23 protein-coding genes are annotated in these 25,691 nt (G+C 66.1%); 17 read left to right on the top strand and 6 right to left on the bottom strand.

The window, feature by feature from the left end:
- Positions 1 to 11: 11 nt before the first annotated feature.
- Complete coding sequence (locus tag FA87_RS00850) at positions 12 to 611, bottom strand: short chain dehydrogenase (RefSeq protein WP_036116583.1); 600 nt, start codon at positions 609 to 611, stop codon at positions 12 to 14.
- A 48-nt stretch (positions 612 to 659) separates the two neighbouring features.
- Here FA87_RS00850 and FA87_RS00845 point away from each other — a divergent pair, with 48 nt between their 5' ends.
- The 8 genes from FA87_RS00845 (at position 660) to ubiA (ending at position 8,898) form a co-directional block, all read left to right on the top strand.
- Positions 660 to 1,586 carry an AraC family transcriptional regulator gene (locus tag FA87_RS00845; protein ID WP_081907616.1) on the top strand — a complete coding sequence of 309 codons (927 nt, stop codon included), beginning with the start codon at positions 660 to 662 and terminating at the stop codon, positions 1,584 to 1,586.
- Positions 1,587 to 1,871: 285 nt separating this feature from the next.
- Entirely contained in the window at positions 1,872 to 3,230 is a 1,359-nt protein-coding gene (locus tag FA87_RS00840; RefSeq protein WP_052191064.1) for a sugar ABC transporter substrate-binding protein, read from the top strand.
- Complete coding sequence (locus FA87_RS00835) at positions 3,230 to 4,108, top strand: sugar ABC transporter permease (RefSeq protein ID WP_036116586.1); 879 nt, start codon at positions 3,230 to 3,232, stop codon at positions 4,106 to 4,108. The genes FA87_RS00840 and FA87_RS00835 overlap by 1 nt, the downstream gene beginning before the upstream one ends.
- A gap of 10 nt (positions 4,109 to 4,118) precedes the next feature.
- Positions 4,119 to 4,949, top strand: a complete 831-nt coding sequence (locus FA87_RS00830; RefSeq protein WP_036116587.1) for a carbohydrate ABC transporter permease — start codon at positions 4,119 to 4,121, stop codon at positions 4,947 to 4,949.
- 10 nt (positions 4,950 to 4,959) lie between these two features.
- A complete protein-coding gene (locus FA87_RS00825) occupies positions 4,960 to 6,036 on the top strand; it encodes an ABC transporter ATP-binding protein (protein WP_036116590.1) in 1,077 nt (358 codons plus the stop codon).
- A 2-nt stretch (positions 6,037 to 6,038) separates the two neighbouring features.
- On the top strand, positions 6,039 to 7,523 hold the full coding sequence (locus tag FA87_RS00820) for a mannitol dehydrogenase family protein (RefSeq protein WP_052191063.1): 1,485 nt from the start codon (positions 6,039 to 6,041) through the stop codon (positions 7,521 to 7,523).
- A gap of 82 nt (positions 7,524 to 7,605) precedes the next feature.
- Complete coding sequence (locus tag FA87_RS20590) at positions 7,606 to 7,764, top strand: hypothetical protein (RefSeq protein WP_156128470.1); 159 nt, start codon at positions 7,606 to 7,608, stop codon at positions 7,762 to 7,764.
- A gap of 120 nt (positions 7,765 to 7,884) precedes the next feature.
- Positions 7,885 to 8,898: a 4-hydroxybenzoate octaprenyltransferase gene (ubiA, locus tag FA87_RS00815; RefSeq protein ID WP_081996417.1), complete on the top strand. Its 1,014-nt coding sequence runs from the start codon at positions 7,885 to 7,887 to the stop codon at positions 8,896 to 8,898.
- Here ubiA and FA87_RS00810 read toward each other — a convergent pair.
- Entirely contained in the window at positions 8,825 to 9,616 is a 792-nt protein-coding gene (locus FA87_RS00810; protein ID WP_239708937.1) for a ComF family protein, read from the bottom strand. The genes ubiA and FA87_RS00810 overlap by 74 nt on opposite strands.
- 15 nt (positions 9,617 to 9,631) lie before the next feature.
- Positions 9,632 to 9,838, bottom strand: coding sequence for a hypothetical protein (locus tag FA87_RS00805; RefSeq protein WP_043691718.1), 207 nt, complete (start codon positions 9,836 to 9,838; stop codon positions 9,632 to 9,634).
- A gap of 139 nt (positions 9,839 to 9,977) precedes the next feature.
- Between FA87_RS00805 and bioB the strand changes: the two genes are divergently transcribed.
- The 5 genes from bioB to bioC are packed head-to-tail and all read left to right on the top strand — an operon-like array spanning position 9,978 to position 14,623.
- The gene (gene bioB, locus FA87_RS00800; protein WP_036116596.1) at positions 9,978 to 10,985 is read left to right on the top strand and encodes a biotin synthase BioB; all 1,008 of its coding nucleotides are present in this window, start codon (positions 9,978 to 9,980) and stop codon (positions 10,983 to 10,985) included.
- Positions 10,982 to 12,202, top strand: a complete 1,221-nt coding sequence (bioF, locus tag FA87_RS00795) for an 8-amino-7-oxononanoate synthase (protein WP_043691715.1) — start codon at positions 10,982 to 10,984, stop codon at positions 12,200 to 12,202. The genes bioB and bioF overlap by 4 nt, the downstream gene beginning before the upstream one ends.
- Positions 12,202 to 12,969 carry a sulfurtransferase gene (locus FA87_RS00790; protein WP_239708935.1) on the top strand — a complete coding sequence of 256 codons (768 nt, stop codon included), beginning with the start codon at positions 12,202 to 12,204 and terminating at the stop codon, positions 12,967 to 12,969. The genes bioF and FA87_RS00790 overlap by 1 nt, the downstream gene beginning before the upstream one ends.
- A complete protein-coding gene (gene bioH, locus FA87_RS00785; protein WP_043691713.1) occupies positions 12,966 to 13,739 on the top strand; it encodes a pimeloyl-ACP methyl ester esterase BioH in 774 nt (257 codons plus the stop codon). The genes FA87_RS00790 and bioH overlap by 4 nt, the downstream gene beginning before the upstream one ends.
- Positions 13,736 to 14,623: a malonyl-ACP O-methyltransferase BioC gene (bioC, locus tag FA87_RS00780; protein ID WP_043691710.1), complete on the top strand. Its 888-nt coding sequence runs from the start codon at positions 13,736 to 13,738 to the stop codon at positions 14,621 to 14,623. Before bioH ends, bioC begins: the two co-directional genes overlap by 4 nt.
- On the opposite strand, the gene FA87_RS00775 is transcribed toward bioC, so the two are convergent.
- From FA87_RS00775 to FA87_RS00765, 3 genes are all read right to left on the bottom strand, one after another.
- Positions 14,600 to 15,169 carry a DNA-3-methyladenine glycosylase I gene (locus FA87_RS00775; protein WP_043691708.1) on the bottom strand — a complete coding sequence of 190 codons (570 nt, stop codon included), beginning with the start codon at positions 15,167 to 15,169 and terminating at the stop codon, positions 14,600 to 14,602. The two genes, bioC and FA87_RS00775, sit on opposite strands and share 24 nt — an antisense overlap.
- 171 nt (positions 15,170 to 15,340) lie before the next feature.
- Complete coding sequence (locus FA87_RS00770; protein ID WP_043691706.1) at positions 15,341 to 16,285, bottom strand: pyridoxal-phosphate dependent enzyme; 945 nt, start codon at positions 16,283 to 16,285, stop codon at positions 15,341 to 15,343.
- The gene (locus FA87_RS00765) at positions 16,282 to 17,286 is read right to left on the bottom strand and encodes an aldose epimerase (protein WP_036116607.1); all 1,005 of its coding nucleotides are present in this window, start codon (positions 17,284 to 17,286) and stop codon (positions 16,282 to 16,284) included. The genes FA87_RS00770 and FA87_RS00765 overlap by 4 nt, the downstream gene beginning before the upstream one ends.
- A 74-nt stretch (positions 17,287 to 17,360) precedes the next feature.
- Between FA87_RS00765 and pepN the strand changes: the two genes are divergently transcribed.
- From pepN to FA87_RS00745, 4 genes are all read left to right on the top strand, one after another.
- On the top strand, positions 17,361 to 20,009 hold the full coding sequence (pepN, locus tag FA87_RS00760; RefSeq protein ID WP_043691702.1) for an aminopeptidase N: 2,649 nt from the start codon (positions 17,361 to 17,363) through the stop codon (positions 20,007 to 20,009).
- A gap of 435 nt (positions 20,010 to 20,444) precedes the next feature.
- Positions 20,445 to 22,319, top strand: a complete 1,875-nt coding sequence (gene mnmG, locus FA87_RS00755; protein ID WP_043691699.1) for a tRNA uridine-5-carboxymethylaminomethyl(34) synthesis enzyme MnmG — start codon at positions 20,445 to 20,447, stop codon at positions 22,317 to 22,319.
- Positions 22,320 to 22,412: 93 nt separating this feature from the next.
- Positions 22,413 to 23,162: an RDD family protein gene (locus FA87_RS00750; protein ID WP_051944089.1), complete on the top strand. Its 750-nt coding sequence runs from the start codon at positions 22,413 to 22,415 to the stop codon at positions 23,160 to 23,162.
- Between the two features lie 105 nt (positions 23,163 to 23,267).
- On the top strand, positions 23,268 to 25,607 hold the full coding sequence (locus FA87_RS00745) for a Tex family protein (protein ID WP_043691696.1): 2,340 nt from the start codon (positions 23,268 to 23,270) through the stop codon (positions 25,605 to 25,607).
- Positions 25,608 to 25,691: the final 84 nt, after the last annotated feature.

The raw sequence follows: 25,691 nt of genomic DNA, 5'->3' as shown, positions 1-25,691 counted from the left end.
GGCGGGATGGTCTACCAGACCTTGTAGATCTTCCCCGTCTCCCGCCCCTCGACCGACCGCGAAAACGCCAGCGCCGCCCGCGCCGCGCCGACCGGCTCGAAGCCCCGAAAATACGGCCCATACGATGCCATGGCCTCCGACAGGACACTGGGGCTGACGACGTTGATGCGGATACCGCGCGGCAGCTCGATGGCGGCGCCACGCACATAACCCTCGACCGCGCCGTTGACCATGCTTGCGCACGCGCCGGCCAGGATCGGCTGCTCGGTGAGAATGCCGGTAATCAGCGTGAATGAGCCGCCGTCGTGAAGGGAGTCGACGCCGAGCTGGACGAGGCGAACCTGCCCCAGCAGTTTGTCCTGCAGGCCCTCGACGTATTTTGCCTCGGTCAACTCGGCCAGGGGCGCGAACGGTACCTTGCCCGCCGCGCAAACCACGGCGTCGAGCTTGCCCAGTTCACGGTACATGGCCTCGATGCTTTCGCTGTCACGAAGATCCACGCGGAGATCGCCACCCGAGCGCCCCGCCGTGACGATCTCGTGGCGCTCGCCGAGTTCGGCCGCCACGGCGCGGCCCAGCGTGCCACTGGCACCGACGATGAGAACCTTCATTGCACTGCTCCTTGGAGATTGCCAGCGGGAGAGGGTACTCTCGGCCGCATGAATCGTCGCGCCGCCCTTTCGCTGCCGCCACCCATGGCCGATACGTCGGCACTCGGTCGTGAGCAGGATCTGCTGGGTCTGTCCGACGAACCGTCGATTCATTACCTCGAGCACGGCTCGCGCAGCCGGCTGATCCGCTGGCATTACCACCCCGCGTACGAGCTGCACCTGATCGTAGCGACCGAGGGCACGGCTTATGTCGGCGACTACGAAGGCCGCTTCGCGCCTTATACCTTGATGCTCACCGGGCCCAACGTTCCGCACAACTGGGTCACCGATGCAGGATGCGAGCCCTCGCCGCTGCGTGACAGGGTGATCCTTTTCTCAGAAGCCTTCGTCCGTCGGTGTACTGAATTTTTCCCATCCGCCCGCCACGTGAAGTCCCTGTTGCTCGAGGAAGCCCGCTACGGTATCCAGTTTTCTTCGGAGCTGGGCAGGCAGCTCGAACCGCTGTTCCGCCGCGTCTCCGATCATCCGGGACTTCGCCGGGTAGCCAGCTTCTTCGAGATGGTGGAGGCCCTGGCCGAAGATACCGCGCGCCGGCCACTCAGCAGCCGGCCCTTTCAGGCCTCGGCCGACCCCAGCCAGTCGATGAAGCTCCACCGCGCCGTGGCCTTCATCGACCGGCATTACACCGGGGACGTATCGCTCAGGGCGGTGGCGGACCGCCTTGGCATGTCGGAATCGGCGTTCTCGCGCTTTTTCCATCAGCACACGGGCTACCGCTTCATCGACTACGTCAACCAGACGCGCGTGCAGCACGCCTGCGAGAAGCTGGTCAGCTCACCGGCCTCGATTACCGACATCTGCTACGAGGTCGGTTTCAGCAATCTCTCCAACTTCAATCGTCGGTTCCTGAGCCTCACCGGGATGACCCCGCGCGAATATCGGATGCGTCATCGGCTGCCCGTCGCCGACCTTTGATGTCGCGACGCGTCACGCGTCCGTTACTGCCGAATCCTCATCCTCGCGTTTTTACGTACTTTATTGTCGTGCAACGGGAATGCTGCATCGCAGCATAAAGCTCGTTGTATCGCCGTTTTCCCGCGTCCCTGCGAGGGCCTTTCCGCAAAAAAGTATGTATTTTCACCGGAAAACCACGTTGCGCGTATTGGTGAGCCGTCCGCGATAAAACCTATAAACGCACATCCATTTCGACGCGACGGCAGATACGTCACCGCGCGAAAGCCCGCCGCCCAGGGAGGCACGATGAGCGATTACCGGAACCGGCTCGGCGCCCTAGCCGCCTCCGCGCTGTTCGCAGCGCTGGGGATTTCCGCCGCCCACGCCGACACGACACTGACGATCGGTACCGTGAACAACGCGGACATGGTGCGCATGCAGGCACTGTCCCCCGAGTACGAGCGCACGCATCCCGGCGTGCATCTGAACTGGGTGGTGCTCGAAGAAAACACGCTGCGTCAGCGTCTGACCACGGACATCGCCACCCATGGCGGGCAGTTCGATGTCATCACCATCGGTGCGTACGAGGCGCCGCTATGGGGCAAGCAGCAGTGGCTGAAACCGCTTGATAACCTGCCGGCCGACTACGACGTCAACGACGTCATGAAGAACGTGCGCGAGCAGCTGACGGTGGATAACCACCTGTATGCCGTGCCTTTCTACGCCGAAGCCAGCGTTACGTACTTCCGCACGGATCTGTTCGCCAGGGCCAACCTGACCATGCCGGCCGAGCCGACCTGGGATCAGATCAAAGGCTTTGCGCAGAAGCTGCATGACCCGGCCAACGGCGTGTACGGCATCTGCCTGCGCGGCAAGGCCGGCTGGGGCGAGAACATGGCCCTGCTCGGCACCATCGTCAACAGTTACGGCGGACGCTGGTTCGACGAGCAGTGGCATCCGCAGATCGATACGCCCGAGTGGCACAAGGCGGTCAATTTCTACGTCGATCTGCTCAAGAACTACGGGCCACCCGGCCCGTCGGATAACGGGTTCAACGAAAACCTCGCCCTGTTCGCCGCGGGCAAATGCGCCATGTGGGTCGACGCAAGCGTTGGCGGCGGCACGGTCACCGATCCGAAAGAAAGCAAGGTGGTCGGCAACGTCGGCTTTACGCGCTCGCCGCATCAGATCACCGATCGCGGTTCGTCGTGGCTGTGGGTCTGGTCGCTGGCGATCCCGGCCAGCACGCGCCAGCCCGACGCGGCGCGTGACTTCATCCTCTGGGCGACGTCCAAACCGTATCTGAAGCTGGTCGCGGACAAGTACGGCGCGCAGGCGACGCCACCGGGTACCCGTGAGTCGACGTATGCGAACGCGGGCTACATCGAGGCGGCGCCCTTCGCAAAGGTCACCTACGACTCGCTGAAAGCCGTCGATCCCTCGCACCCCACGCTCAAGCCCGTGCCGTACAAGGGTATTCAGATCGTTTCCATTCCCGAGTTCCAGGCGGTGGCGACGCTGGTCGGCCGCCAGATCGCCGGTGCGCTCGCCGGCCGCGGCAGCATCGATGAATTGCTGCACACGGCCCAGGGCGCGGTCAGCCGCACCATGAAACGTGCCGGCTACTACGACAACAAGCCGGTCATCCAGAAGGAGTCGCCGTAATGAGCGCGCGCATCCGTAAACGTCCGGAACGGCTGCTCGCCCAGCCCGCGATCATCATGCTGCTGGTATGGATGATCGTGCCGCTGGCGATGACGCTGTATTTCTCGACCCAGTATTACAACCTGCTCTACCCGGGTAAGTCGGCCTTCGTCGGGCTGGAAAACTTCGCTTACTTCTTCACCTACCCGAGCTTCTGGACCTCGATCCTCAACACGATCCTGCTCGTGGGCAGTGTGCTGGTGATCACCGTGGTCGGCGGCGTGCTGATATCGGTTTTGGTGGACGAGACGTTTCCGGGCCAGGGCATCGTCCGCATGCTGCTGATCTCGCCGTTCTTCATCATGCCCACCGTGGCGGCGCTGGTCTGGAAGAACCTGCTGATGAATCCGGTATCGGGCTTTCTCGCGTGGGTCTGGAAGGCCTTCGGGGCCACACCCGTGAACTGGTTCGCCGACTGGCCGCTACTGTCCGTGATCACCGTGGTGTCGTGGGAATGGCTTCCGTTCGCCATCCTGATCTTCGTCACCGCGCTGCAGTCGCTGGATCGCGAGCAGATGGAAGCCGCACGCATGGACGGTGCGCGGGGCTTCGCGATCTTCCGTTATCTGACCCTGCCTCACCTGGCGCGCCCCATCGCCGTGGTGGTGATGGTCGAGGCGATCTTCCTGCTCAACATCTTCGCCGAGATCTTCGTCACCACCAACGGCGGACCGGGCGATGCGACGACCAACATTCCGTACCTGGTGTACACGCAGGCGCTGCTCGAATTCGACGTGGGTGCCGCGTCGGCCGGCGGTCTGGTCGCCGTGGTACTGGCCAACATCATGGCGGTGTTCCTCATCCGCCTGATCGGCAAGTCGTTGACCGAGAAGGCGTGAGGAGACAGCCATGGCCAAGAAGACCCGCAACCCCCTCGCCCGCACGCTACGCATCGTCGCTTCATGGATCGTCGCGTTCGTCATGTTCTTTCCGATCCTCTGGATGGTGCTGACCAGCTTCAAGTCCGAGCTGGATGCCTTCAGCATGCCGCCGCACTTCCTGTTCGCGCCGACCCTGGAGAACTACGAGCAGATCCTGGCCCGTGCGAATTACCTGCACTACGCGTGGAATTCCATCGTGACAGCGGGCGGCGCCACCATCCTCGGCATGATCGTGGCGGTGCCAGCGGCGTACGCCTTCGCGTACCACCCGACGATGAAGACCAAGAGCGTGCTGCTGTGGATGCTCTCGACCAAGATGCTGCCGAGCGTGGGCGTGCTCGTGCCGATCTACCTGATCTGCCGCGATCTGAACATGCTCGATTCGAAGACCGCGCTGGTGATCATCTTCGCGCTGATCAACCTGCCGATCATGGTCTGGATGATCTACACGTACTTCCGCGACATTCCGTACGACATCCTCGAAGCGGCCCGCATGGATGGCGCCAGCACCACGCAGACGATGTTCCGGGTACTGATCCCGGTGAGCCGCGGCGGCCTCGCCTCGACCGCGCTGCTCTGCCTGATCCTCTCGTGGAACGAAGCGTTCTGGTCGCTCAACCTCACCACCGCCAGCGCCGCGCCACTGACCGCGCTGGTGGCCTCGTTCTCCAGTCCCGAGGGGCTGTTCTGGGCGAAGTTGTCCGCCGTGTCGACCCTGGCCTGCGCACCCATCCTGGTGCTCGGCTGGCTGTCGCAGCGACAGCTCGTCCGCGGTCTCACCTTCGGCGCAGTCAAATAAGGAGCCACCCATGTCCCGTCTGGAAATCCGTCAGCTGCGCAAGTCGTTCGAGGGCGTCGACGTCATCAAGGGCATCGACCTCGTCGTGGAGGATCGCGAGTTCTGCGTCTTCCTCGGGCCTTCGGGCTGCGGCAAGTCCACCACGTTGCGTCTGATCGCCGGCCTCGAAGAAGCCGACGACGGGCAGATCCTGCTCGACAAGGACGACATCACCGATAAGCCGGTGGACAAGCGCGACCTTGCCATGGTGTTCCAGAGCTACGCGCTCTATCCGCACATGACCGTGCGCGAGAACATGTCGTTCGCGTTGAAACTGGCGAAGATGGACCAGCGCGCGATCGACGAGAAGGTGGCCAGGGCGACGAAGATCCTCGCCCTGGAACCGTACCTCGACCGCAAGCCGTCCGCACTCTCCGGCGGTCAGCGCCAGCGTGTCGCCATCGGTCGCGCCATTACCCGCGAGCCGCGCGTGTTCCTGTTCGACGAGCCGCTGTCCAACCTCGATGCCGCGCTGCGTGCGGCGACGCGCCTCGAGATCGCCCGGCTGCACACCGAACTCAACGCGACGATGATCTACGTCACCCACGATCAGGTCGAAGCCATGACGCTGGCGGATCGCATCGCGATCTTCAGCCACGGTCGTATCGAGCAGATCGGCAAACCGATGGCGCTGTATCACAAGCCGGTGAACAAGTTCGTCGCCGGGTTCCTGGGCATGCCGCAGATGAACTTTCTCGAAGCGACAGCCGAAGGCGGAACGTTCCGCCTCGCCAATGGCAATACCGTCAGCGTGGCCGGCGTCGAAGCCACCGGCAAGGTCACCATCGGCATTCGCCCGGAACACCTTCGCGTGTGTGACGGCGACGGTAGCGGCGAGACGATCAACGGCAAGCTCAGCGTCGTCGAACGGCTTGGCAGCGAAACCTATGCGTACGTCGACGTGCCGCAGGTCGGCTCGATCACGGTGCGCGCTGAGGGCGACTTCGAGCGCCGCGCCGGTCGCGACATCTGCATCCGCCTCGACCTGACGCACGCTCACGTCTTCGATGCCAACGACGTCGCCATTCATCATCCTCCACGAGTCTGACCATGGCCTTCCCCCTCCGTAACGACTCGCTCGACCGCCTTCCCCAGGGCGTCGACGCACCGCCCTTCGACCGCACGAAGGTCACCGCCGGCATCGCGCATATCGGCGTCGGCGCGTTTCATCGTGCGCACCTGGCGATCTATACCCATCACACGCTGTCCGATCCCGCGATGCATGCGTGGGGCATTCTGGGCATCAACCTGCTCGAGCACGACCGTCCGCTGGCGGAGGCGTTCAAGGCCCAGCAGGGCCTGTATTCAGTCAGCGAATACGATCCACGCGGCGAGCGGACGACGCACGTCGTCGGCGCCATGGTCGACTACCTGTATGCGCCCGATGACGGTACCAGGGTGCTCGACCGCCTCGCCGACCCGGCCATCCGTATCGTCTCGCTGACGATCACGGAAGGTGGCTACCTGATCGATGAGCACGGGACGTTCCGGCTCGAAGATGAAACGGTGGCCTATGACCTGAAGCATCCGGACACGCCGAAGGGCGTATTCGGCTTCATCGTCGGCGCGCTGGAAAAGCGCCGTGCCGCCGGCGTGGACGCGTTCACCGTGATGTCGTGCGACAACCTTCGTCACAACGGTGCGCAGGCGAAGCGCGCCGTGCTCGCGTTCGCGAAGGCACGGTCGGTCGAACTGGCGGAATGGATCGACCGGGAGGTCGACTTCCCCAACGCCATGGTCGATCGCATCACGCCGGCGACCCCGGCGAAGGTGCGCGACGAACTCAATGCCGCGACCGGCCTCGACGATCAGGCGCCCGTGGTCTGCGAAGACTTCATCCAGTGGGTACTCGAGGACAAGTTCCGACACGGTCGGCCATCGTGGGAGAAGCACGGCGTGCAGATCGTCGACGACGTCGCGCCGTACGAGGATGCCAAGATCCGGCTGCTCAACGGCTCCCACCAGATGCTGGCGTATCCGGCCTTCCTGGCCGGCCACCGTCGGGTCGACATCGCCGTGAAGGATCCGCTGTTCAACGCGTACCTCACCGCCTTTCTCGACGACGACGCGGGCGTCTGGCTGAAGTCGCTGCCAGGCATGGATCTCGGGCCCTACAAGAAGAAGCTGCTCGACCGGTTCAGCAACGCGTCGATCGCGGACCAGCTTGACCGGCTGTGCCTCGATGGCGGCTCGAAGATCCCCGGGTTCCTGGGGCCGACGATTACCGCGTGTCTGGAAGACGGCAGAGATGCCCGCCGCGTTGCTTTTCTGCTGGCGACCTTCGACCGCTATGTACGTGTAGGCAAGGACGACAACGGCGAGACGTATCCGTTGCGCGAACCGAATGCGATGCGTCTCGTCCAGCCGCTGATCGACAGCGGTTCGAAAGACGCGCTGATCGAAAGCGTCGAACTGGTGGGTCCGTTGCCCGCCAGCGACAAGCGATTCCGCAGGCAGTACGACATCTACGTGGAGTCGCTGGAAAAGCAGGGCGTACGCAAAACGTTGGAGAACCTCGACTCCCTCGTCGACTGAGGTTTCATGGGGCGATCTCAGGGACTTCACTTACCCGATCCTACGGTGGTCCCCCGACCTCGTAGCAAGTGGAGTCCCCACCATGCCCTACAATCCGACCAACCCGCAGCCGCCCTTTGCCGAACCGGGCAAGAACCGCCCGGAAGATGAGATCCGCCAGCCCGGCAGCTATAAGCCGGAGCGCGACGCGGACCCTGAGCCGCCAGTCAACGATGATCCCATCGAGCCGCTGGAACCTTGATCGACCCCGGGCGCCGAGAGGCGCCCTTTTTTTAGACTCGCTTCTGTGTGACGCAGTCCCGCCGGCGAATCCCCGCGAAGCGATGACGCGGTCACCGCTTCAGCCGCTAGACTTCACGGCATGAGTCCGACACCGAAGAAGCCAGCCCCGCGACGCAAGGCGCCGACCACCGCGCGCAAAGCAGTAGCGCCCGCGCCCGACGTAGCCGCACGCCCCGCCGACGCGTCCACCAGCGCCGAACGCGTGCTTGCCTTCCTGCTCAAGGGCTTGCCCGCGGCCCATCGCGAGAAGATCCACGCCTATCTCGTCCTCACCCGCATGGACCGCCCCATCGGTGCGCTGCTGCTCCTGTGGCCCACCTGGTGGGCACTGTGGCTCGCCGCGAAAGACTTCCCGCCGGTCGGCCCGTTGATCATCTTCACCCTCGGCGTGTTCGCCATGCGCTCCGCCGGCTGCGCGATCAACGACTACGCCGACCGCAAGCTCGACCCTCAGGTCGCGCGGACGGCCGGACGGCCGATCGCCAGTGGGCGAGTGACGCCGCGCGAAGCGCTCTATGTGTTCGCCGGGCTTCTCGTTTTTTCTTTCGTGCTGGTCCTGTTTACCAACACGCTTACCATCCTGCTGTCATTCGCCGGCGCGGCGCTCGCGGCGGTGTACCCGTTCTCCAAGCGCTACACCAACCTGCCCCAGGTGGTGCTCGGCGCGGCCTTCGGCTGGTCGATCCCGATGGCGTTCGCCGCCGTAACCGACACGGTGCCGCCGGTGGCGTGGCTGCTCTTCATCGCCAACATCATCTGGTCGGTGATTTACGACACCGAGTACGCCATGGTCGACCGCGAGGACGACATCAAGGCCGGCGCGAAATCCACGGCCATCCTGTTCGCCGATGCGGACCTCGTCATCATCGGCATCCTGATGGGCACCTTCCTGCTCGCCATGCTGCTGGTGGGCACACGTTCGGGGCTGGGCTGGCCGTACTGGCTCGCGCTCGCCGCCACGACGGGGCTCTTCGCCTGGCAGCAATGGATCATGCGCGACCGCGATCGCCAGGCCTGCCTTACGGCGTTCCGCCAGAACAACTGGGTGGGCCTGGCGTTGTGGGTGGGGATCGTGGTGGCGCTGGCCCTGTAAGCGGCATGCCCGGCGCTGGCGTGCGCGCCAGGGCCCACACATCCACCCGAGGAATGCCGGCTTCGATCAGCAACTGCGCGCACTCGCCCAGCGTCGCGCCCGTGGTCATGACGTCATCGAGCAACGCCACGTGGCGTTGCGGGGGCATGCGCCGTACGTCGAAGGCGCCGCGAACGTTACGCGCGCGCGTGAGCGCGTCGAGTTCGGTCTGCGCCGCAGTCCGCTTCACCCGGCTGAGCACGTCGTGCCTGACAGGAATACCCAGATGCCTGCCCAGCGGACGGGCGAGTTCGAGCGCCTGATTGTAGCCACGGGAGCGCAGGCGGGACGTGTGCAACGGCACGGGCAGGATGAGCTCGGGCATGGTCGGCGGCTGGCCGGCGGCTAGCCACGCGTCGGCGAGCACCCGCCCGGCGACAAGGCTTCCCGCGAACTTGAAACGGGCCTCCAGCACGTCGATCGGCCAGGTGTAGACGAACGGCACCCAGAGATCGGCCCACGGCCTCTCGCGCTGGCGGCACGCATCGCATTCGGCCACGGCTACCGGAAGCGGGACAGCACACCGGCCGCAGCAGACGTCGTTACGGACCAGGCCGGAACCGCACGCTCCGCAAAGCGCCCGGCCATCCATCCCGTCGGCCTCGCAGACCAGACAACGCGGCGACAGGAGGAATCGCGTCGCCGCGTTCAGCCACGGACGGTACCGGGACGCATCCATGCGTCGCAGGCCGCGTCAGTCGCGCCGCCGGAACATCGCGGCGTCGACGATCGACCACAGGTGGATGATCCAGCCGAGCCAGACGATCCAGAGGAGGGCCGCCAGCACGAACATGATCAGTGCCTTGAAGACGCGGCCCTGGACCAGCTGACCCAGGCCCGGGATAAAGAAACTGCAAACGGCGGCGATGACGTTGCCGCTGCTGCCTTGTCCAGCGCTCATAGATGGTCTCCGCGAAGGTCGTTGTCCCCATCGTACGGCGGCACACGTCGTTCGACCGTAAACCTGCGTATAGCCGTTAAGGTTGACAGTGTGAGCCGACCTTTCCACACTGCGCGCCTTCGTCCCCGGGATCCCCACCATGACCGCAGCCCTACGCCACGACTGGTCCCGCGAAGAGGTCGAGCACCTTTTCGCCCTGCCGTTCAACGACCTGCTCTTCCAGGCGCAAAGCGTGCACCGTGCGTATCACGACCCCAACGCCGTGCAGGTTTCGACCCTGCTCTCCATCAAGACGGGCGGCTGCCCCGAGGACTGCGCCTACTGTCCGCAGGCGGCGCGCTACGCCACCGGCGTCAAAGCCGAGAAGCTGATGAGCGTCGAGGCCGTCGTCGCCAGGGCGCAGGCCGCCAAGGATGCGGGGGCCAGCCGCTTCTGCATGGGCGCCGCGTGGCGCTCGCCGAAGGATCGGGATGTGGCCAAAGTCGCCGAAATCGTCGGCGCGGTGAAGGCCCTGGGCCTGCAGACGTGCGCCACGCTGGGCATGCTCACTCAGCCGCAGGCCGATACGCTGAAGTCCGCCGGCCTCGATTTCTACAACCACAACCTGGACACGTCGCCGGACTTCTACGGCGAAATCATCCACACCCGCGAGTACCAGGACCGCCTGGACACGCTGGAGCATGTGCGCCACGCCGGTATGAAGACCTGCTGCGGCGGTATCGTCGGCATGGGTGAATCGCGCGCCCAGCGCGCCGGCCTGCTGATGACCCTGGCGAACCTGCCCGAACATCCGGAGTCCGTGCCGATCAATCGCCTGGTGCAGGTCGCCGGTACGCCGCTGGCGGGCACCGAGGCACTGGATCCGTTCGAGTTCGTGCGCAGCATCGCTGTCGCCCGCATCCTCATGCCGGCCTCGGTCGTCCGCCTCTCGGCCGGCCGTGAGTCGATGGACGACGCTCTCCAGGCGCTGTGCTTCGCCGCGGGCGCCAATTCGATCTTCTATGGCGAGAAGCTGCTGACGACCGGCAATCCCGATGTGGAGCACGACCGTCGGCTGTTCGAGCGCCTCGGTCTGAAGCCGATGGAAGTCGAGATCGAGCCGGGCACCGTGCACGCGGACATCGTCGAACGCGCCGACGCGGCGTGAACCGGCCGGGCCTCCTCGTCCGACTGGAGGCCGCGCGCGCGGCGCGCGAGCAGACCGGCCTGCTGCGACGCGCGCGAACCTGCGAAAGCCTGGGCGGCGCCCGTCGCATGATCGACGGGCGCGTGCTCATCGACTTCTGTGGCAACGACTATCTCGGGCTGGCCGGACATCGCGACCTGATCGCCGCGATGTCCCGCAGCGCCTTCGCTGAAGGCGTCGGCACCGGAGCCGCGCACCTCGTCTCGGGGCATCGCGGCGAACATGCCGCGCTGGAAGAGGAACTGGCCGACTGGACGGGCCGCGAACGCGCCGTGCTCTTCTCGACCGGCGTCATGGCCAACCTCGGCGCCCTGCAGGCCCTGCTCGGGGCCGGCGCGATGCCCTCGCCGGGCAAACCGGCGGCCCTCTGCGTCCAGGACCGCCTCAACCACGCCAGCCTGCTGGACGGCGCCCATCTCGCCGGCGCCGAGCTGCGCCGCTATCGCCATGGCGACGCGCAGGCCGCCGCACGGCAACTCGATACACGCCCGGACCTGCCCGCCCTCGTGGCGACCGATGGCGTGTTCAGCATGGACGGCGATATCGCCCCGCTGGCCGAACTGGCCCGGGTCTGTCGCGAGCGCCAGGCCACGCTTTATGTGGATGACGCGCACGGCCTGGGCGTGCTCGGCCCGGAGGGCGCGGGCTCGGTGGCGGCGGCGGGGCTCGATGCGAGCGCGGTGCCCGTCCTGATGGGCACGCTGGGAAAAGCCTTCGGCAGCGCCGGGGCTTTCGTCGCCGGCGACGCCGCGGTCATCGAGGCGATCGTTCAGTTTGCCCGGTCTTACATTTATACGACGGCGATGCCCGCGGCGCTCGCGGCCAGCACGCGAGCCGCACTGCGACTGGTCCGCAGGGATCCGGAAGGCCGGCGCGAGCGTCTCCGGGAGAACATCGCCCGTTTCCGGGCGGGAGCGGCCCAGATCGGGCTGTCGCTCATGCCCTCCCCCACGGCGATCCAGCCCCTGCTGATCGGCGGGGCGGACGACGCGATGGCCGCCGCGCGCGCGCTCGAGGCCGCCGGCTTCCTCGTGGTGGCGATTCGCCCGCCGACGGTGCCTCGCGGAGCGGCGCGCCTGCGCATCACGCTGTCCGCGACACATACGCCCGACCGCATCGACGGCTTGCTGGGCGCCCTGGCGGCGCTGCCCCGCCCCCGGCAGGACGTGGTCGTATAATGGACGACCGCACGCCCCACGCCATGCCCATGTCGATCCTCAATATTTCCGCCTACAAGTTCGTCGCCCTGGACGACCTGGACGACCTGCGCGCGCGCTTTGTCGCGCGCTGCGACGCCCTTGCGCTGAAGGGCACGATCCTGCTGGCGCCGGAAGGGATCAACCTGTTTCTGGCCGCGCCGCGTGAGGCCATCGCGTCGTTCATGGCCTGGCTGCACGAGGACGCCCGCTTCGCGGATATCGCACCGAAGGAGAGCCTTTCGGACGACGTGCCGTTCAGCCGCATGCGCGTACGCCTGAAGAAGGAAATCATCACCATGCGCGCGCCTGCGATCCGCCCCGGGGCGGGCCGCGCGCCGCATGTCCTGCCGACCGATCTGCGCCGCTGGCTCGATCAGGGCCATGACGATGACGGCCGTGAAGTGGTGCTGGTCGATACGCGCAACGATTACGAAGTGGCGGCCGGCACGTTCGAGAACACGGTGGAGTACGGCATCGCCAGCTTCACGGCGTTTCCCGACGCCGTCGCCGCCGACCGCGCGCGTTTCGATGGCAAGACGGTGGTGTCGTTCTGCACGGGCGGCATCCGCTGCGAGAAGGCGGCCATCCACATGGCGGGGATCGGTATCGATCGCGTCTTCCAGCTCGAAGGCGGCATCCTCAAATACTTCGAGGAAGTCGGAGGCGCGCACTGGCGCGGCGACTGCTTCGTCTTCGACGATCGCGGCGCGGTCGACCCGGGCCTGGCGCCGAGCCCCGCCGCATGACCGGCCTGCATATCGAGACGCATGGTACCGGCCCGACGCCGCTGGTGATGATCCATGGCTGGGCCATGCACGGCGGTATCCTCGCGCCACTGATCGAATCGCTCGCCGACCGTTTCACGATGTATGTCGTGGATCTGCCGGGCCACGGTTATTCCCGCGACTCCGACATCCCGCTCGAGCCGCTGGCATGCGCGCGAGCCATCGCCGAAGTCACCCCGCCCGCCGTGTGGCTGGGCTGGTCGATGGGTGGACTGGTCGCGCTCGTGGCGGCACTCGACCTGCCTGACCACGTCCGCGCTGTGGTGCCGATGTGCTCCACGCCGTGCTTCGTGAAAGACGAGAACTGGCCGCATGGCAACGATGCAGCGATGGTGCGGAAGCTGGCGGCGGACCTCGATGCGGACTACCGCGCGACGGTCGAACGCTTCATCGCACTCGAAGCCATGGGTAGCGCCGACCCGCGCGCGGAGGCGCGACGCCTGAAGGACGAGGCGTTCTCGCGCGGCGAGCCCGATCCGCGCGTGCTGATGGAAGGCCTGCGACTCCTCGAGGCCACCGACCTGCGACCGCGCCTGCACGAGATCGCTCGCCCGAGCCTCTGGATAGCCGGTCGTCGCGACCGCATCGTCCATCCCGACACGATGCGCTGGTCCGCGCAAGCGGCCGGTGGACGGTTCGAAGAAATCGCCCATGCCGGGCACGCCCCCTTTATCGGACACGCCGCCGCCGTGGCGGAAGTCCTCACGCAGTTCACCGACGCGAATCCATGAGCGACTTCCATTTCGATCGACGCCAGGTCCGACGTAACTTCGGCCGTGCCGCAGGCACCTACGAAAAACACGACGCGCTACAGCGCGAAGTGCAGTCGACACTGGTCGAGCGCCTGGAGATCTTCGAGCAGGTGCCCGAGGTCGTACTCGACGTGGGCGCCGGAACGGGACGCGGCAGCGCCGCCCTGAAGAAGCGTTATCCGAAGGCCCAGGTGATCGCGGTCGACCTCGCGCTGCCGATGCTGAAGCAGGCGAAGCAGCATGCCAGCTGGCTGAAACCGTTCGGCCGCGTCGTCGCCGATGCGTACACACTGCCGGTGCCGGATCGGAGCGTCGATATCCTCTTCTCCAATCTCTGTTTTCAGTGGTGCGAGGACCTGTCGCGACTCTTCGCCGAGTGCGCGCGCGTGCTCAAGCCCGGTGGCCTGCTCACCTTCTCGACGTTTGGCCCGGACACGCTGACCGAATTGCGTGCCGCCTGGGCCGAAGCCGATCAGCACGCCCATGTGGCACGCTTTCTCGACATGCACGATGTCGGCGACGCGATGCTCGCGCAGGGACTGAAGGACCCGGTGCTGTTCGCCGAGCGCTACACCCTGACATACCCGACGCCGCGCGCCGTGCTCGACGAGCTGAAGGGCCTGGGCGCCAACAACGCCGATGCCGACCGTGCGCGCGGCCTTACCGGCAAACAGCACTACAAGCGCATGATCGACGCGTACGAAGCCATGCGAAGCGACGGCGTCATTCCGTCGACCTGGGAAGTCGTCACCGCGCACGCATGGGGTCCGCCCGCGGGTCAGTCGCGCCGCGAAGGCGGCGGTGAGATCGCAAGCTTTCCCATCGAAAACCTGCGTGGCTCACGGCGCAAGACGCCGTTCTGATCGCGAGCACTCGCACCGCGCCAGATGGTCGTTGACCATGCCGGCGGATTGCATCAGCGCGTAGCAGAGCGCGGTACCCGCGAAGCGAAACCCACGCTGGTGCAACGCGGCGCTCATCCGGTCCGACGCTTCACTGCGACAGGGGACGTCGCCCGCCCGCTGCCATGCATGGATCACCGGCGCGCCGCCGACAAAGTCCCACAGGTAAGCCGACAGCGAGCCGGTGTCTTCGACAATACGCTGGCATCCACGCGCGTTGCCGCGCACGGATGCGAGCTTCAGGCGATGTCGTATCAGTCCGCGGTCGAGCGCGAGGGCCGCAAGCTCGGCGTCGCTCATCGCGGCCACCCGCCCGATGTCGAAACCATGGAAAGCGCGGCGGTAATTCTCACGCTTATCCAGCACCAGACGCAGGGCGAGACCCGCGCGCGCGCCATGAAGCGTCAGATGCTCGAAGAGGCGCGTGTCGTCATACAGCGGCACGCCCCACTCGGTGTCGTGGAACCGACGCTCCACCTCGCTTCGCTCCGCCCAGTCGCAGCGCATGTCCCCACCTCACGGTTCGTCCGAAGGGGGACAAGCATATGAAGCCGGACGCACACGACGATGTCCGCGAACACAGGCTGGGAACGTGCGAATGCGGGGAACACCATCGAAGTGCATCCGCCCGCACCGACACTGGGCGTCTCCGTCAGTCTGTGGGCGGGACGGCGGTAGCTACCAGGGCAGTGCGTCGAGATCGACATTGCCACCGCTAAGCACGACGCCCACACGACGTCCGGCGAAACGGTCGGGATAACGCAGCATGGCGGCGAGCACCGTGGCGCTCGATACTTCCACAACGATGCGCAGCTCCGTCCACAGCAGCTTCATGGCGTCGATCGCTTCGCCGTCGCTGACGCGCAGTACGCTGACGCCATGCTCGCGAAGGACGTGAAAGTTCGGTTCGCCGATCAGCGTGCGCAAGCCATCGCATACCGTCTCCGGGGTGAACGGCCCGACCCGCCGTCCGCTCTCGAGCGAACGCGCCGCGTCGTCGGCACCTTCCGGTTCGGCACCGAACAAGGCGATGCCTGGATCGATGCCGTGCGCGGCGATCGAACATCCGGAAGCCAGACCGCCACCGCCGACGGGAAACAGGATGGTGTCGAGGCCAGGTGCCTGACGGAGCAGTTCGGGCAGGAGCGTTCCCTGACCCGCCATCACGCGCGGATCGGCATACGGGTGCACCAGTTCGGCGCCGGTCCGCGCCTGTATCTCGGCGGCCGCCGCTTCGCGCGCCGCGGTCGTCGGCGCGCAACGGTGAATGGTCGCGCCCGCTGCGGCGATCGCATCCACCTTGGCTTTCACCGCGCCCTCAGGCACGACGACGTGGGCGGCAATGCCCCGGGTACGTGCCGCCATCGCCAGCGCATTGCCGTGGTTGCCGGACGAATGGGTCACCACACCGCGCGCGGCTTCCTCGTCACCGAGTGACCAGACGGCGTTCGTGGCGCCACGAAACTTGAACGCACCGCCGCGCTGCAGGTTTTCGCACTTGAACACGATCGATGCACCGACCAGCGCGTCGATGCGGTCGCTGCGCAGCACCGGTGTCACGAGGGCATACGGCGCGATACGCGCGGCGGCATCACGCACATCCGCGAAGGTCGGCCCTGTCACGCGTCGAACTCCACACCGCAGATGAAGCGACGTTCCTCGCCCGGCGCCAGCGTGATCAACGGCGCGCAGTCATCGCGATTGAAGGCATCGGGCATGCACTCCATAGGTTCGAGGGCGACGGACTTACGCGCGTCGCGCTCCGCCGTATCCGAGGTGAAGACGAGCATGACGCCCTTCTCCTGCCAGACCGCGATCGCCGCGCCCGTCGCCGGATCGCGCAGGCGCGTACGCGCCTTGCCGTCGGTGCCGAGCTGAAGGTCTGCATAGGTATGATTCAGCGCCGTCGCGCCGATGGCCCGCGGCTTGCGAAAGTCGAACTGACGATCCGCCTTGTCCACGGACTGCCACGCACGCGTACCCGGCAATGGAATGAAGCCTTCGTCCGTCGCGATGATCTTGTCGGCGGGCACTTCGAGCTCCCAGCCTTCGATCGGGTTGTCCGACAGGCGGAAGTACGGGTGCCAGCCGAAAAAGGTCGGCGCCGCGTTGTCACCGACGTTGCGCGTACGCGCATCGACCGTCAGGCCGTGCTCGTCGAGCGTAAAGGTCACGCTGAAGTCGAGCGAGAACGGATAGCCAGGCTGCAGGTCCGGACGGATCACCGGGGTGGCGAACGTGACCGACGCTTTATCGTCGTCACCCTGCTCGTTCTGCACGTCGAAAAGAACGCCGCGCAGAAAGCCGTGACGAGCCGCACGGTCGGCACCGACGGCACCGGGCTGCAAATCGTAAGATTTTCCTTCAAAGGTGTAGCGCGAGTCGTTCACGCGATTCGCGAAGGGCGTCATGATCGCGAAGCGCGAGCCCTTGTGGCCCACCAGCTCGTTCTCGTCCCGAAAGCCATCGGCGATGTTGCGCTGCACGCCGCCTGCGCGCGTGGTGATCGACAGCACGGTGGCGCCACGGCGCGCGATGCGGACTTCGCGATCCGCGTCGGCATCGACCAGCACAACCAGTTCGTTGGCGCCCAGGGTGGAGCGCGTCACGGTGAAACGGGACATGGGTAGGCTTCCTTTTGACGGATCTGGCCGCATGTTAGCCTGCCTGTCAGACAAGAAGATGTGTTGTGCCAGCCATGAGCGATCGTTCGGACGCCCCCACCACTGTCATCCGCCTGGCCGACTACCGGGCACCCGCCTGGACGGTCGAGCACACCGCGCTGACCTTCGATCTCGGTATCGACCGGAGTGAGGTCACCGCGACGCTCGAGCTCCGGCGCCGCGCCGACGAACCGGTCCGCCTCAATGGCGAAGGCCTCGAACTGCTCGAACTGACGGTCGACGGACGCCGTCTGGTCGAGGGTGAGTACATCCTCGCCAACGGCCTGCTGGAGATCGCAATCGAAGGCGATCGCTGCACGATCGGCACACGGGTCGCCGTGCGGCCGGCCGAGAACACGGCCTTCGAGGGTCTCTACCTTTCCGGTAGCCGCGAGAAGGGTTTTCTTCTCACTCAGTGCGAAGCCGAGGGGTTCCGGCATATCACCTTCTTCCCGGACCGCCCCGACGTCCAGTCGAAGTACACGGTGGAACTGCGCGCGGACAAGGCCCGTTTCCCCGTACTGCTCGCCGGCGGCAATCCCGATGGTGCCGGTGATCTGCCCGACGGGCGGCACTGGGCACGCTTCGTCGATCCGCATCCGAAGCCGAGCTATCTGTTCGCGCTCGTGGCCGGGCATCTGGAGCGGATCAGCCACGACTACACCACCGCGGACGGCCGTGCCGTCGCGCTGCACATCTGGGCCGAGGCCGATGTCATCGACCGCTGCGACTACGCGATGGATTCGCTGATTCGCTGCATGAAATGGGATGAGCAGACGTACGGTCGCAATTACGATCTGGACGTGTTCCACGTCGTCGCCACGCATGACTTCAACATGGGCGCGATGGAGAACAAGGGCCTCAACATCTTCAACGCGAAATACCTGCTGGCCGATCCGGATTCGAGCACCGACGACGAGTACCGTCACGTCGAGGCCGTGGTCGCCCACGAGTATTTCCATAACTGGAGCGGCAATCGCGTCACCTGCCGCGACTGGTTCCAGCTCAGCCTGAAAGAGGGCCTGACGGTTTTCCGCGAGCAGAACTTCTCCGCCGACATGAACTCGGCGCCGCTCAAGCGCATCGAAGACGTCGCCCTGTTACGCCGCGCGCAGTTCCCGGAAGACGCCGGCCCCTTGTCGCATCCGGTACGCCCCTCGCAGTACAGCGAGATCAACAACTTTTACACCGCGACGGTGTACGAGAAGGGCTCGGAACTCGTGCGCATGCTCGCCGGGCATCTCGGCGCGGCCGGCTTCCGCCGGGGTATGGATCTGTACTTCGACCGGCATGACGGTCACGCCGCGACCATCGAGGATTTCCTCGCCGCGCTGGGCGAGGCGAACGACACGGATCTCTCGCCCTATCTTGCATGGTACGGCCAGGCCGGCACGCCGCGCCTGACCGCCGAGGGCCGCTACGACGCGGCACAGCGACGCTACCGCCTGACGCTTCGTCAGCGTACGCCGGCGAGCGCGGGTCAGCCGACCAAGCAGCCGCTTCCCGTGCCTGTCCGCCTGTCGCTGTTCGATCGCTCGGGCAAGGCCTTGCCGCTCCGCCTGGAGGGGGAAGATGCCACCGGCGAGACCGAGCGCACGCTGGTGCTGCGGGACGCGGAGCATGCCTTCGTCTTCGAGGACCTCGACGCCGTTCCGGTGCCCTCCCTGCTGCGCGGCTTTTCCGCCCCGGTCATCCTGGAATTCGATTACGCGCCGGATGAACTGGCCGTGCTGCTTCGTCACGATGTGGACGGCTTCAATCGCTGGGAGGCGGGCCAGCAACTGGCCGGCCTGGCCTATGACGATGTCCGTGACGGTCGAACCACGGGCGCCGCCATCGGGGCGTGGACAGCGGCGCTGGCCGACCTGTTCGCCGACCCGGCGATGGACGATGCGCTGCTCGCCGAACTGCTCACCCCGCCCGGTGAGATCGAGTTGGTGGAGCGTCAGGCCGAACGTGACCCCGACCGGATTCGCGAGGCCCGTCAGGGCATGCTGCGCGCACTGGCGACGCGCATCGGCGCATCGACGCTGCGGACGCGCTACGACACCCTGCGCGCGGCGACCAGCGCCAGTCTCGATTCAGTCAGTCAGGCCCGACGCCAGCTCAAACGGCGCGTACTCGACCTGCTCGGCCTGGTCGACAAGGACACCGCCGCAAAGCTGGCACGCGCTCAGTACGACGAGGCGCCGGGCATGACCGACCGTCTTGCCGCCCTGAGCACGCTGGCGACCCTGGACCCGGCGGCAGCCGCGTCCGCCATCGCCCACTTCCGTCAGCGCTATGAGGGCAATGCCCTTGCACTGGATAAGTGGTTTGCCGTGCAGGCGCAGTTGCCCGGCGATGGCGCGTTCGCCCGCGTTCAGGCCATCGAGCACGATGTCGCCTTTACGCTGAAGAACCCCAACCGGGTGCAGTCGCTGATCGGAACGTTTGCCCGCGCCAATCCCAGCGGCTTTCATCGCGCCGATGGTGCCGCGTACCGCTGGCTGGGCGATCGCCTGGTCGCCATCGACGCGCTCAATCCGCAGGTGGCCGCTCGCGTGGCGACGGCATTCAATGGCTGGAAGCGGCTGGAGCCCGTACGACGGGAGGCTGCCCATGCGGTCGTGGCCGAACTCGCGGCGCGCAAGGATTTGTCGCGGGATCTTACCGACATCCTGGCTCGGGTGGCCATGGGCTGACGCGGCGCCACGTAAAAAACTGACGCACCGCGTCACCAATTGCCGAAACAGAGCACTTGGTTGACGAAAAAGTCACACACAGTTCATTCGAACGGTGTAGATTCTCACCCAACGAAGAAAGCCGCAGCTGATGCTGCGGCTCTTTGTGCCAGTCATACGGTTTCTGGCGCCCGGCAGCACGGTCATCCTGGATTCCCCCTGTTCCTGAGACCGCCGGGCGCCAGATCTCATTCGATAAGTCGAATGGGGCATCCTTGCCCACATCCCGCTTCCTCCCTCCGGCACACGACCAAACCCCTGTCGTTCGGTCTCGGCGCGCGTGTTATCGCGCAGCGTCTGCCCAGGTGAAGTGCCTGACTTAGAAAGCATAACGCGTGCCAACCTACACGGTCTTGCTGGCGTAAAATGCGGGCAGGCCTCGCGCGAACCATTCCCATGCTGCATACAGAAACCTACGACGTCATCGTGGTCGGTGGCGGACACGCCGGCACCGAGGCGGCGCTTGCGTCCGCACGCGCCGGCGCACGAACCCTGCTGCTCAGCCACAACATCGAAACGATCGGGCAGATGAGCTGCAATCCCGCCATCGGCGGCATCGGCAAAGGGCATCTGGTCAAGGAAATCGATGCTCTTGGCGGCGCTATGGGGCATGCGGCGGATCGGGCCGGTATCCAGTGGCGGACGCTCAACGCGTCCAAGGGGCCGGCCGTCCGCGCGACGCGCTGCCAGGCCGACCGTGCGCTTTACCGCGCCGCCATTCGCTCCATCGTCGAGACGCAGCCCAATCTGGTGCTGTTCCAGCAGGCGGTCGACGACCTGATCCTGGTAGATGGCCGGGTGGCCGGCGTACGTACGCAGATGGGCCTGGACTTCCACGCGCCCGCCGTCGTGCTTACCGCGGGCACGTTCCTCGCCGGCAAGATTCACATCGGCAGCGCGCAGTACGCCGGTGGCCGTGCGGGCGATCCGCCAGCCTCGACGCTGGCCGCGAAGCTTCGCGAGTTGCCGGTCGCCGCCGACCGCCTGAAGACCGGTACCCCGCCGCGCATCGACAGCCGCAGCATCGACTTCTCGCTGCTGGCCGAGCAGCCGGGCGACGATCCGATGCCGCACTTCTCGTACATGGGTTCGGCGGCGGAACATCCGCGCCAGGTCAGCTGCTGGATCACGCACACGACCGAGGCGACGCACGACCTGATCCGTGGTTCGCTGGACCGGTCGCCGCTGTACAGCGGACAGATCGAGGGCGTAGGCCCGCGGTACTGCCCGTCGATCGAGGACAAGGTCGTTCGCTTCGCGGACAAGACCTCCCACCAGATCTTCGTCGAGCCCGAGGGCCTCGATACGTTCGAGATCTATCCGAACGGCATTTCCACGTCACTGCCCTTCGATGTGCAGTACGCACTGGTCCGTTCGATTCCCGGTTTCGCGAATGCCCACATCACGCGCCCGGGCTATGCGATCGAATACGACTACTTCGACCCGCGCGGCCTGCATCCCTGGCTGGAAACCCGGGCCATTCCCGGCCTCTGGTTCGCCGGCCAGATCAACGGCACCACGGGTTACGAGGAAGCGGGGGCTCAGGGCCTGATCGCCGGCATGAATGCCGCGCTGAGCGTACGCGGCGACGCGCCGTGGTATCCGCGCCGCGACGAGGCTTACGTGGGCGTGCTGATCGACGACCTGACGACCAACGGCACGATCGAGCCGTACCGCATGTTCACCTCGCGGGCCGAATATCGCCTGCATCTGCGCGAAGACAACGCCGACCTGCGTCTGACCGCGCAAGGCTACGCGAAGGGCGTCGTGTCGGAAGACCGCTTCCGCCGTCTGGAAGCCAAGCGTGACGCCGCCGAGCGCGAAACCGCCCGCTTGCGTGGACTCTGGGCCGCACCCGCCAACGCGCTTGGCGCGGCCGTGCAGCGCTCGCTGGGCATCGCCGTGAGTCGCGAGACACACGCACTGGACCTGCTTCGTCGGCCGGAGATGGACTACGCGGCGCTGACCGCCGTTCCCGAACTGGGTCCGGCGGTAGACGACGCCGAAGTGGCGACCCAGGTGGAGGTCCAGGCCAAATACTCGGGTTACCTCGAGCGCCAGCGTGAGGAGATCGAGCGCCAGCGCCGTCATGAGTCGACCAGCATCCCCGAGAGCTTCGACTACGACCGCGTGCGTGGCCTGTCGGCTGAGGTACTGCTCAAGCTGAAGCGCTCGCTGCCGGCGACCATCGGCCAGGCTTCACGTATCAGCGGCGTCACTCCCGCGGCGATTTCGCTGCTGCTGGTGCACCTGAAACGACGAGCCGCCTGAGCCCAGGCGAGACCACCGTGGCTTTCAGCAGGCGGCGGATGACGCACCCATCTGGCATCATCGCCTCATCGGTTAAGGCGGGAAGACAGCAGCATGCAAGTGTGGATCGGACGAAACGGCGAGCGGTTCGGGCCTTACGCGGACGACGAGATCCGTCAGTGGCTGCGGGACGGCACTTGCCGTCCTGAGGAACTCGGCTGGTACGAGGGCATGAGCGACTGGCGCCCCCTGGGCGAACTCTTTCCCGACGACCGCCCCGCGCCCGGCGTCGTGCCGCCCCCGCCGCCGCCCTTCATGGGAATCAACGAGGCCGCCGTGGAGCCGGAGTACGCCGGTTTCTGGCTGCGCTTCGGCGCCTGGGTGATCGACTACATCATCCTGATGGTCCCCTTCACCGTCATCAGCCTGATGATGGGGCTAGGCAGCCTGATGGCGTCGATGATGGCGCAGTTCGAACACGATCAGGCCGGCGCGATCAAGGCGTACGCCGAGGCCGTGCAACCCATCTCCTATGTGCTGCTGGTGATCGGTTTCGCTTACTACGCCTTCTTCGAAAGCTCGAAGTGGCAGGCCACGCCCGGCAAGCTCGCGTGCGGCATCCGCGTGACCGACGCCAGCGGTCAGCGCCTGACGATCGGTCGCGCCGCCGCCCGCAACGTGGTTCGCCTGTTCAATGCCGTGACATTGCTGGTACCCATGGTGTTCTACGTGGTCGCCGCCTTCACCGAGCGCAAGCAGGGGGTCCATGACCTCCTAGCCAGCACCTACGTCGTACTGGGTCGCGCGGACAAGGCCGCCGTGCAAGCCCCACGTACCGGGACGAACGGCAGCTTCGACGCCTGATTGCCCGACCTGCCCCGGCCCGGAGGCCGGGTTACCACCTGTGCTTGCTATCATCGGCGGCCCGGCCCGACATGCCGGCCGGCTGAGTCAAAGCACAGGAAAGTCATGCAGAGCATCGAACAACGTATTGCCCAGGACATCGCCGCGAAGCCCGAACAGGTGCGCGCGGCGGTGGAACTGCTCGACGGTGGCGCCACGGTGCCGTTCATCGCCCGCTACCGCAAGGAAGTCACCGGCGGTCTCGACGACATCCAGCTTCGCCTGCTCGAAGAGCGCCTGCGCTACCTGCGCGAGCTGGAAGACCGTCGCGCCGCGATCCTCGACAGCGTCGCCGAACAGGGCAAGATGACCGACGCCCTCAAGGCCGACATCCTCAGCGCCGACACCAAGGCCCGCCTGGAGGATCTCTACCTTCCGTACAAGCCCAAACGCCGTACCAAGGCACAGATCGCTCGCGAAGCCGGCCTCGAGCCCCTCGCGCTCGGCCTGCGCGACGATCCCACGCAGGACCCGGAAACCGTCGCCGCGGCCTTCGTGGATGCCGACAAGGGCGTGGCCGACGTAAAGGCCGCACTGGACGGCGCGCGCGCCATCCTGATGGAAGCCATCGCTGAAGACGCCACCCTGGTGGGCGAACTGCGCGACTGGCTCTGGGAGAACGGCCAGATCCGCGCCACCGTCGTGCCCGGCAAGGAGAACGAAGGCGCGAAGTTCCGCGACTATTTCGATCATGCCGAGTCGGTCTCGAAGATTCCGTCGCACCGCCTGCTCGCGCTGATGCGCGCCCGCAACGAGGGCGTGCTCGAGATCGACCTCAACCCCGCCGTCGATGCCGATCAGGGCCATGCCGAGGGCGAGGGCCGCGTGGCCGCACGCGCCGGCATCGTCAACCAGGGCCGCGCGGCCGACGCCTGGCTGCGCGAGACCGTGCGCCTGACCTGGCGCGTCAAGCTGCACCTGCACCTGACGCTCGACCTGTTCGGTCGCGTACGCGAAGGCGCCGAGGACGAGGCTATCCGCGTCTTCGGTGAAAACCTCAAGGACCTGTTGCTGGCCGCTCCGGCCGGCGGCAAGACCGTGATGGGCCTCGATCCGGGCATCCGGACCGGCTGCAAGCTCGCCATCGTCGACGCCACGGGCAAGCTGCTCGCGTACGACACCATTTATCCGCACGAGCCGCGCAACCAGTGGGATCAGTCGGTCGCGCGCATCGCGCAGCTCAGCAAGCAGCACGGCGTCAACCTGATCGCCATCGGTAACGGAACCGCCTCGCGCGAGACCGACAAGCTGACCGGTGAAGTGATGCGCAAGCACGCCGACCTCAATCTGTCGAAGGTCGTCGTCAGCGAAGCTGGCGCGTCGGTGTACTCCGCGTCGGAGCTCGCATCGAAGGAATTCCCCGAACTCGACGTGTCGATCCGCGGCGCCGTGTCGATCGCACGCCGACTGCAGGATCCTCTGGCGGAACTGGTCAAGATCGAGCCGAAGGCGATCGGTGTCGGCCAGTACCAGCACGACGTCAACCAGGTGAAGCTGGCGCGCGCACTCGACGCACGCGTCGAAGACTGCGTCAACGCCGTAGGCGTCGACGTGAACACCGCGTCCGCCCCGCTGCTCGCGCGTGTCGCCGGCTTGTCCAGCAGCGTCGCCGAGAACGTCGTCAAGCATCGCGATGCGAACGGCCCCTTCCCCAGCCGCAAGGACCTGCTCAAGGTACCGCGCCTTGGCGACAAGGCCTTCGAGCAGTGCGCCGGCTTCCTCCGCATCAGCGCGGGCAGCAACCCGCTCGACGCCAGCTCCGTGCATCCCGAGGCGTACCCCGTCGTCGAGCGCATCCTCAAGCAGTGCGGTCGCGAGGTGAAGCAGGTGATCGGCGATACGTCGTTCCTGCGCAGCCTGAAGGCGGAAGACTTTACCGATGAGAAGTTCGGTGTACCGACCGTGCGCGACATCCTCAGGGAACTGGAAAAGCCCGGCCGCGATCCGCGTCCGGAGTTCGTCGCGCCGAGCTTTGCCGAGGGTGTGGAAGACCTGAAGGATCTCACCGTCGGCATGGTGCTCGAAGGACGCGTGACCAATGTCGCCGCCTTTGGCGCGTTCGTCGACATCGGCGTGCATCAGGACGGTCTGGTCCACGTGTCGGCGCTGTCGCATACCTTCGTCAAGGATCCGCGCGATGCGGTGAAAGCGGGCGACATCGTCAAGGTGAAGGTCATGGAGATCGACCTGCCGCGCAAGCGCATCGCACTCAGCATGCGCCTGGATGATGTGCCGGGCGAAGCGCGCGGTGGTCGCCCCGGTCAGCGCGACGACGCCCCTGCGGGTGGCGGCAATCGTCGCGGCGGGCAGGGTGGCGGTGCCCGTGCGCCCCAGCCACCGAAGCAGGCTGCCGCCCCGTCCAACAGCGCGTTCGCCGACGCTTTCTCGCGCGCGCTTAAGAAATAACGCAACACCGCTCCGCGCCTCGTCCGAGGCGCGGAGTCAGGGGACCACCCTTCCGCAAGATCCTAGTGCGCCGCAGCATGCGCT

This window comes from Luteibacter sp. 9133, assembly GCF_000800155.1.
GTDB classification, from domain to species: Bacteria; Pseudomonadota; Gammaproteobacteria; order Xanthomonadales; family Rhodanobacteraceae; genus Luteibacter; species Luteibacter mycovicinus.
Note: the sequence above shows the minus strand (reverse complement) of the source record. Positions and strands in the feature narration are given on the sequence as shown.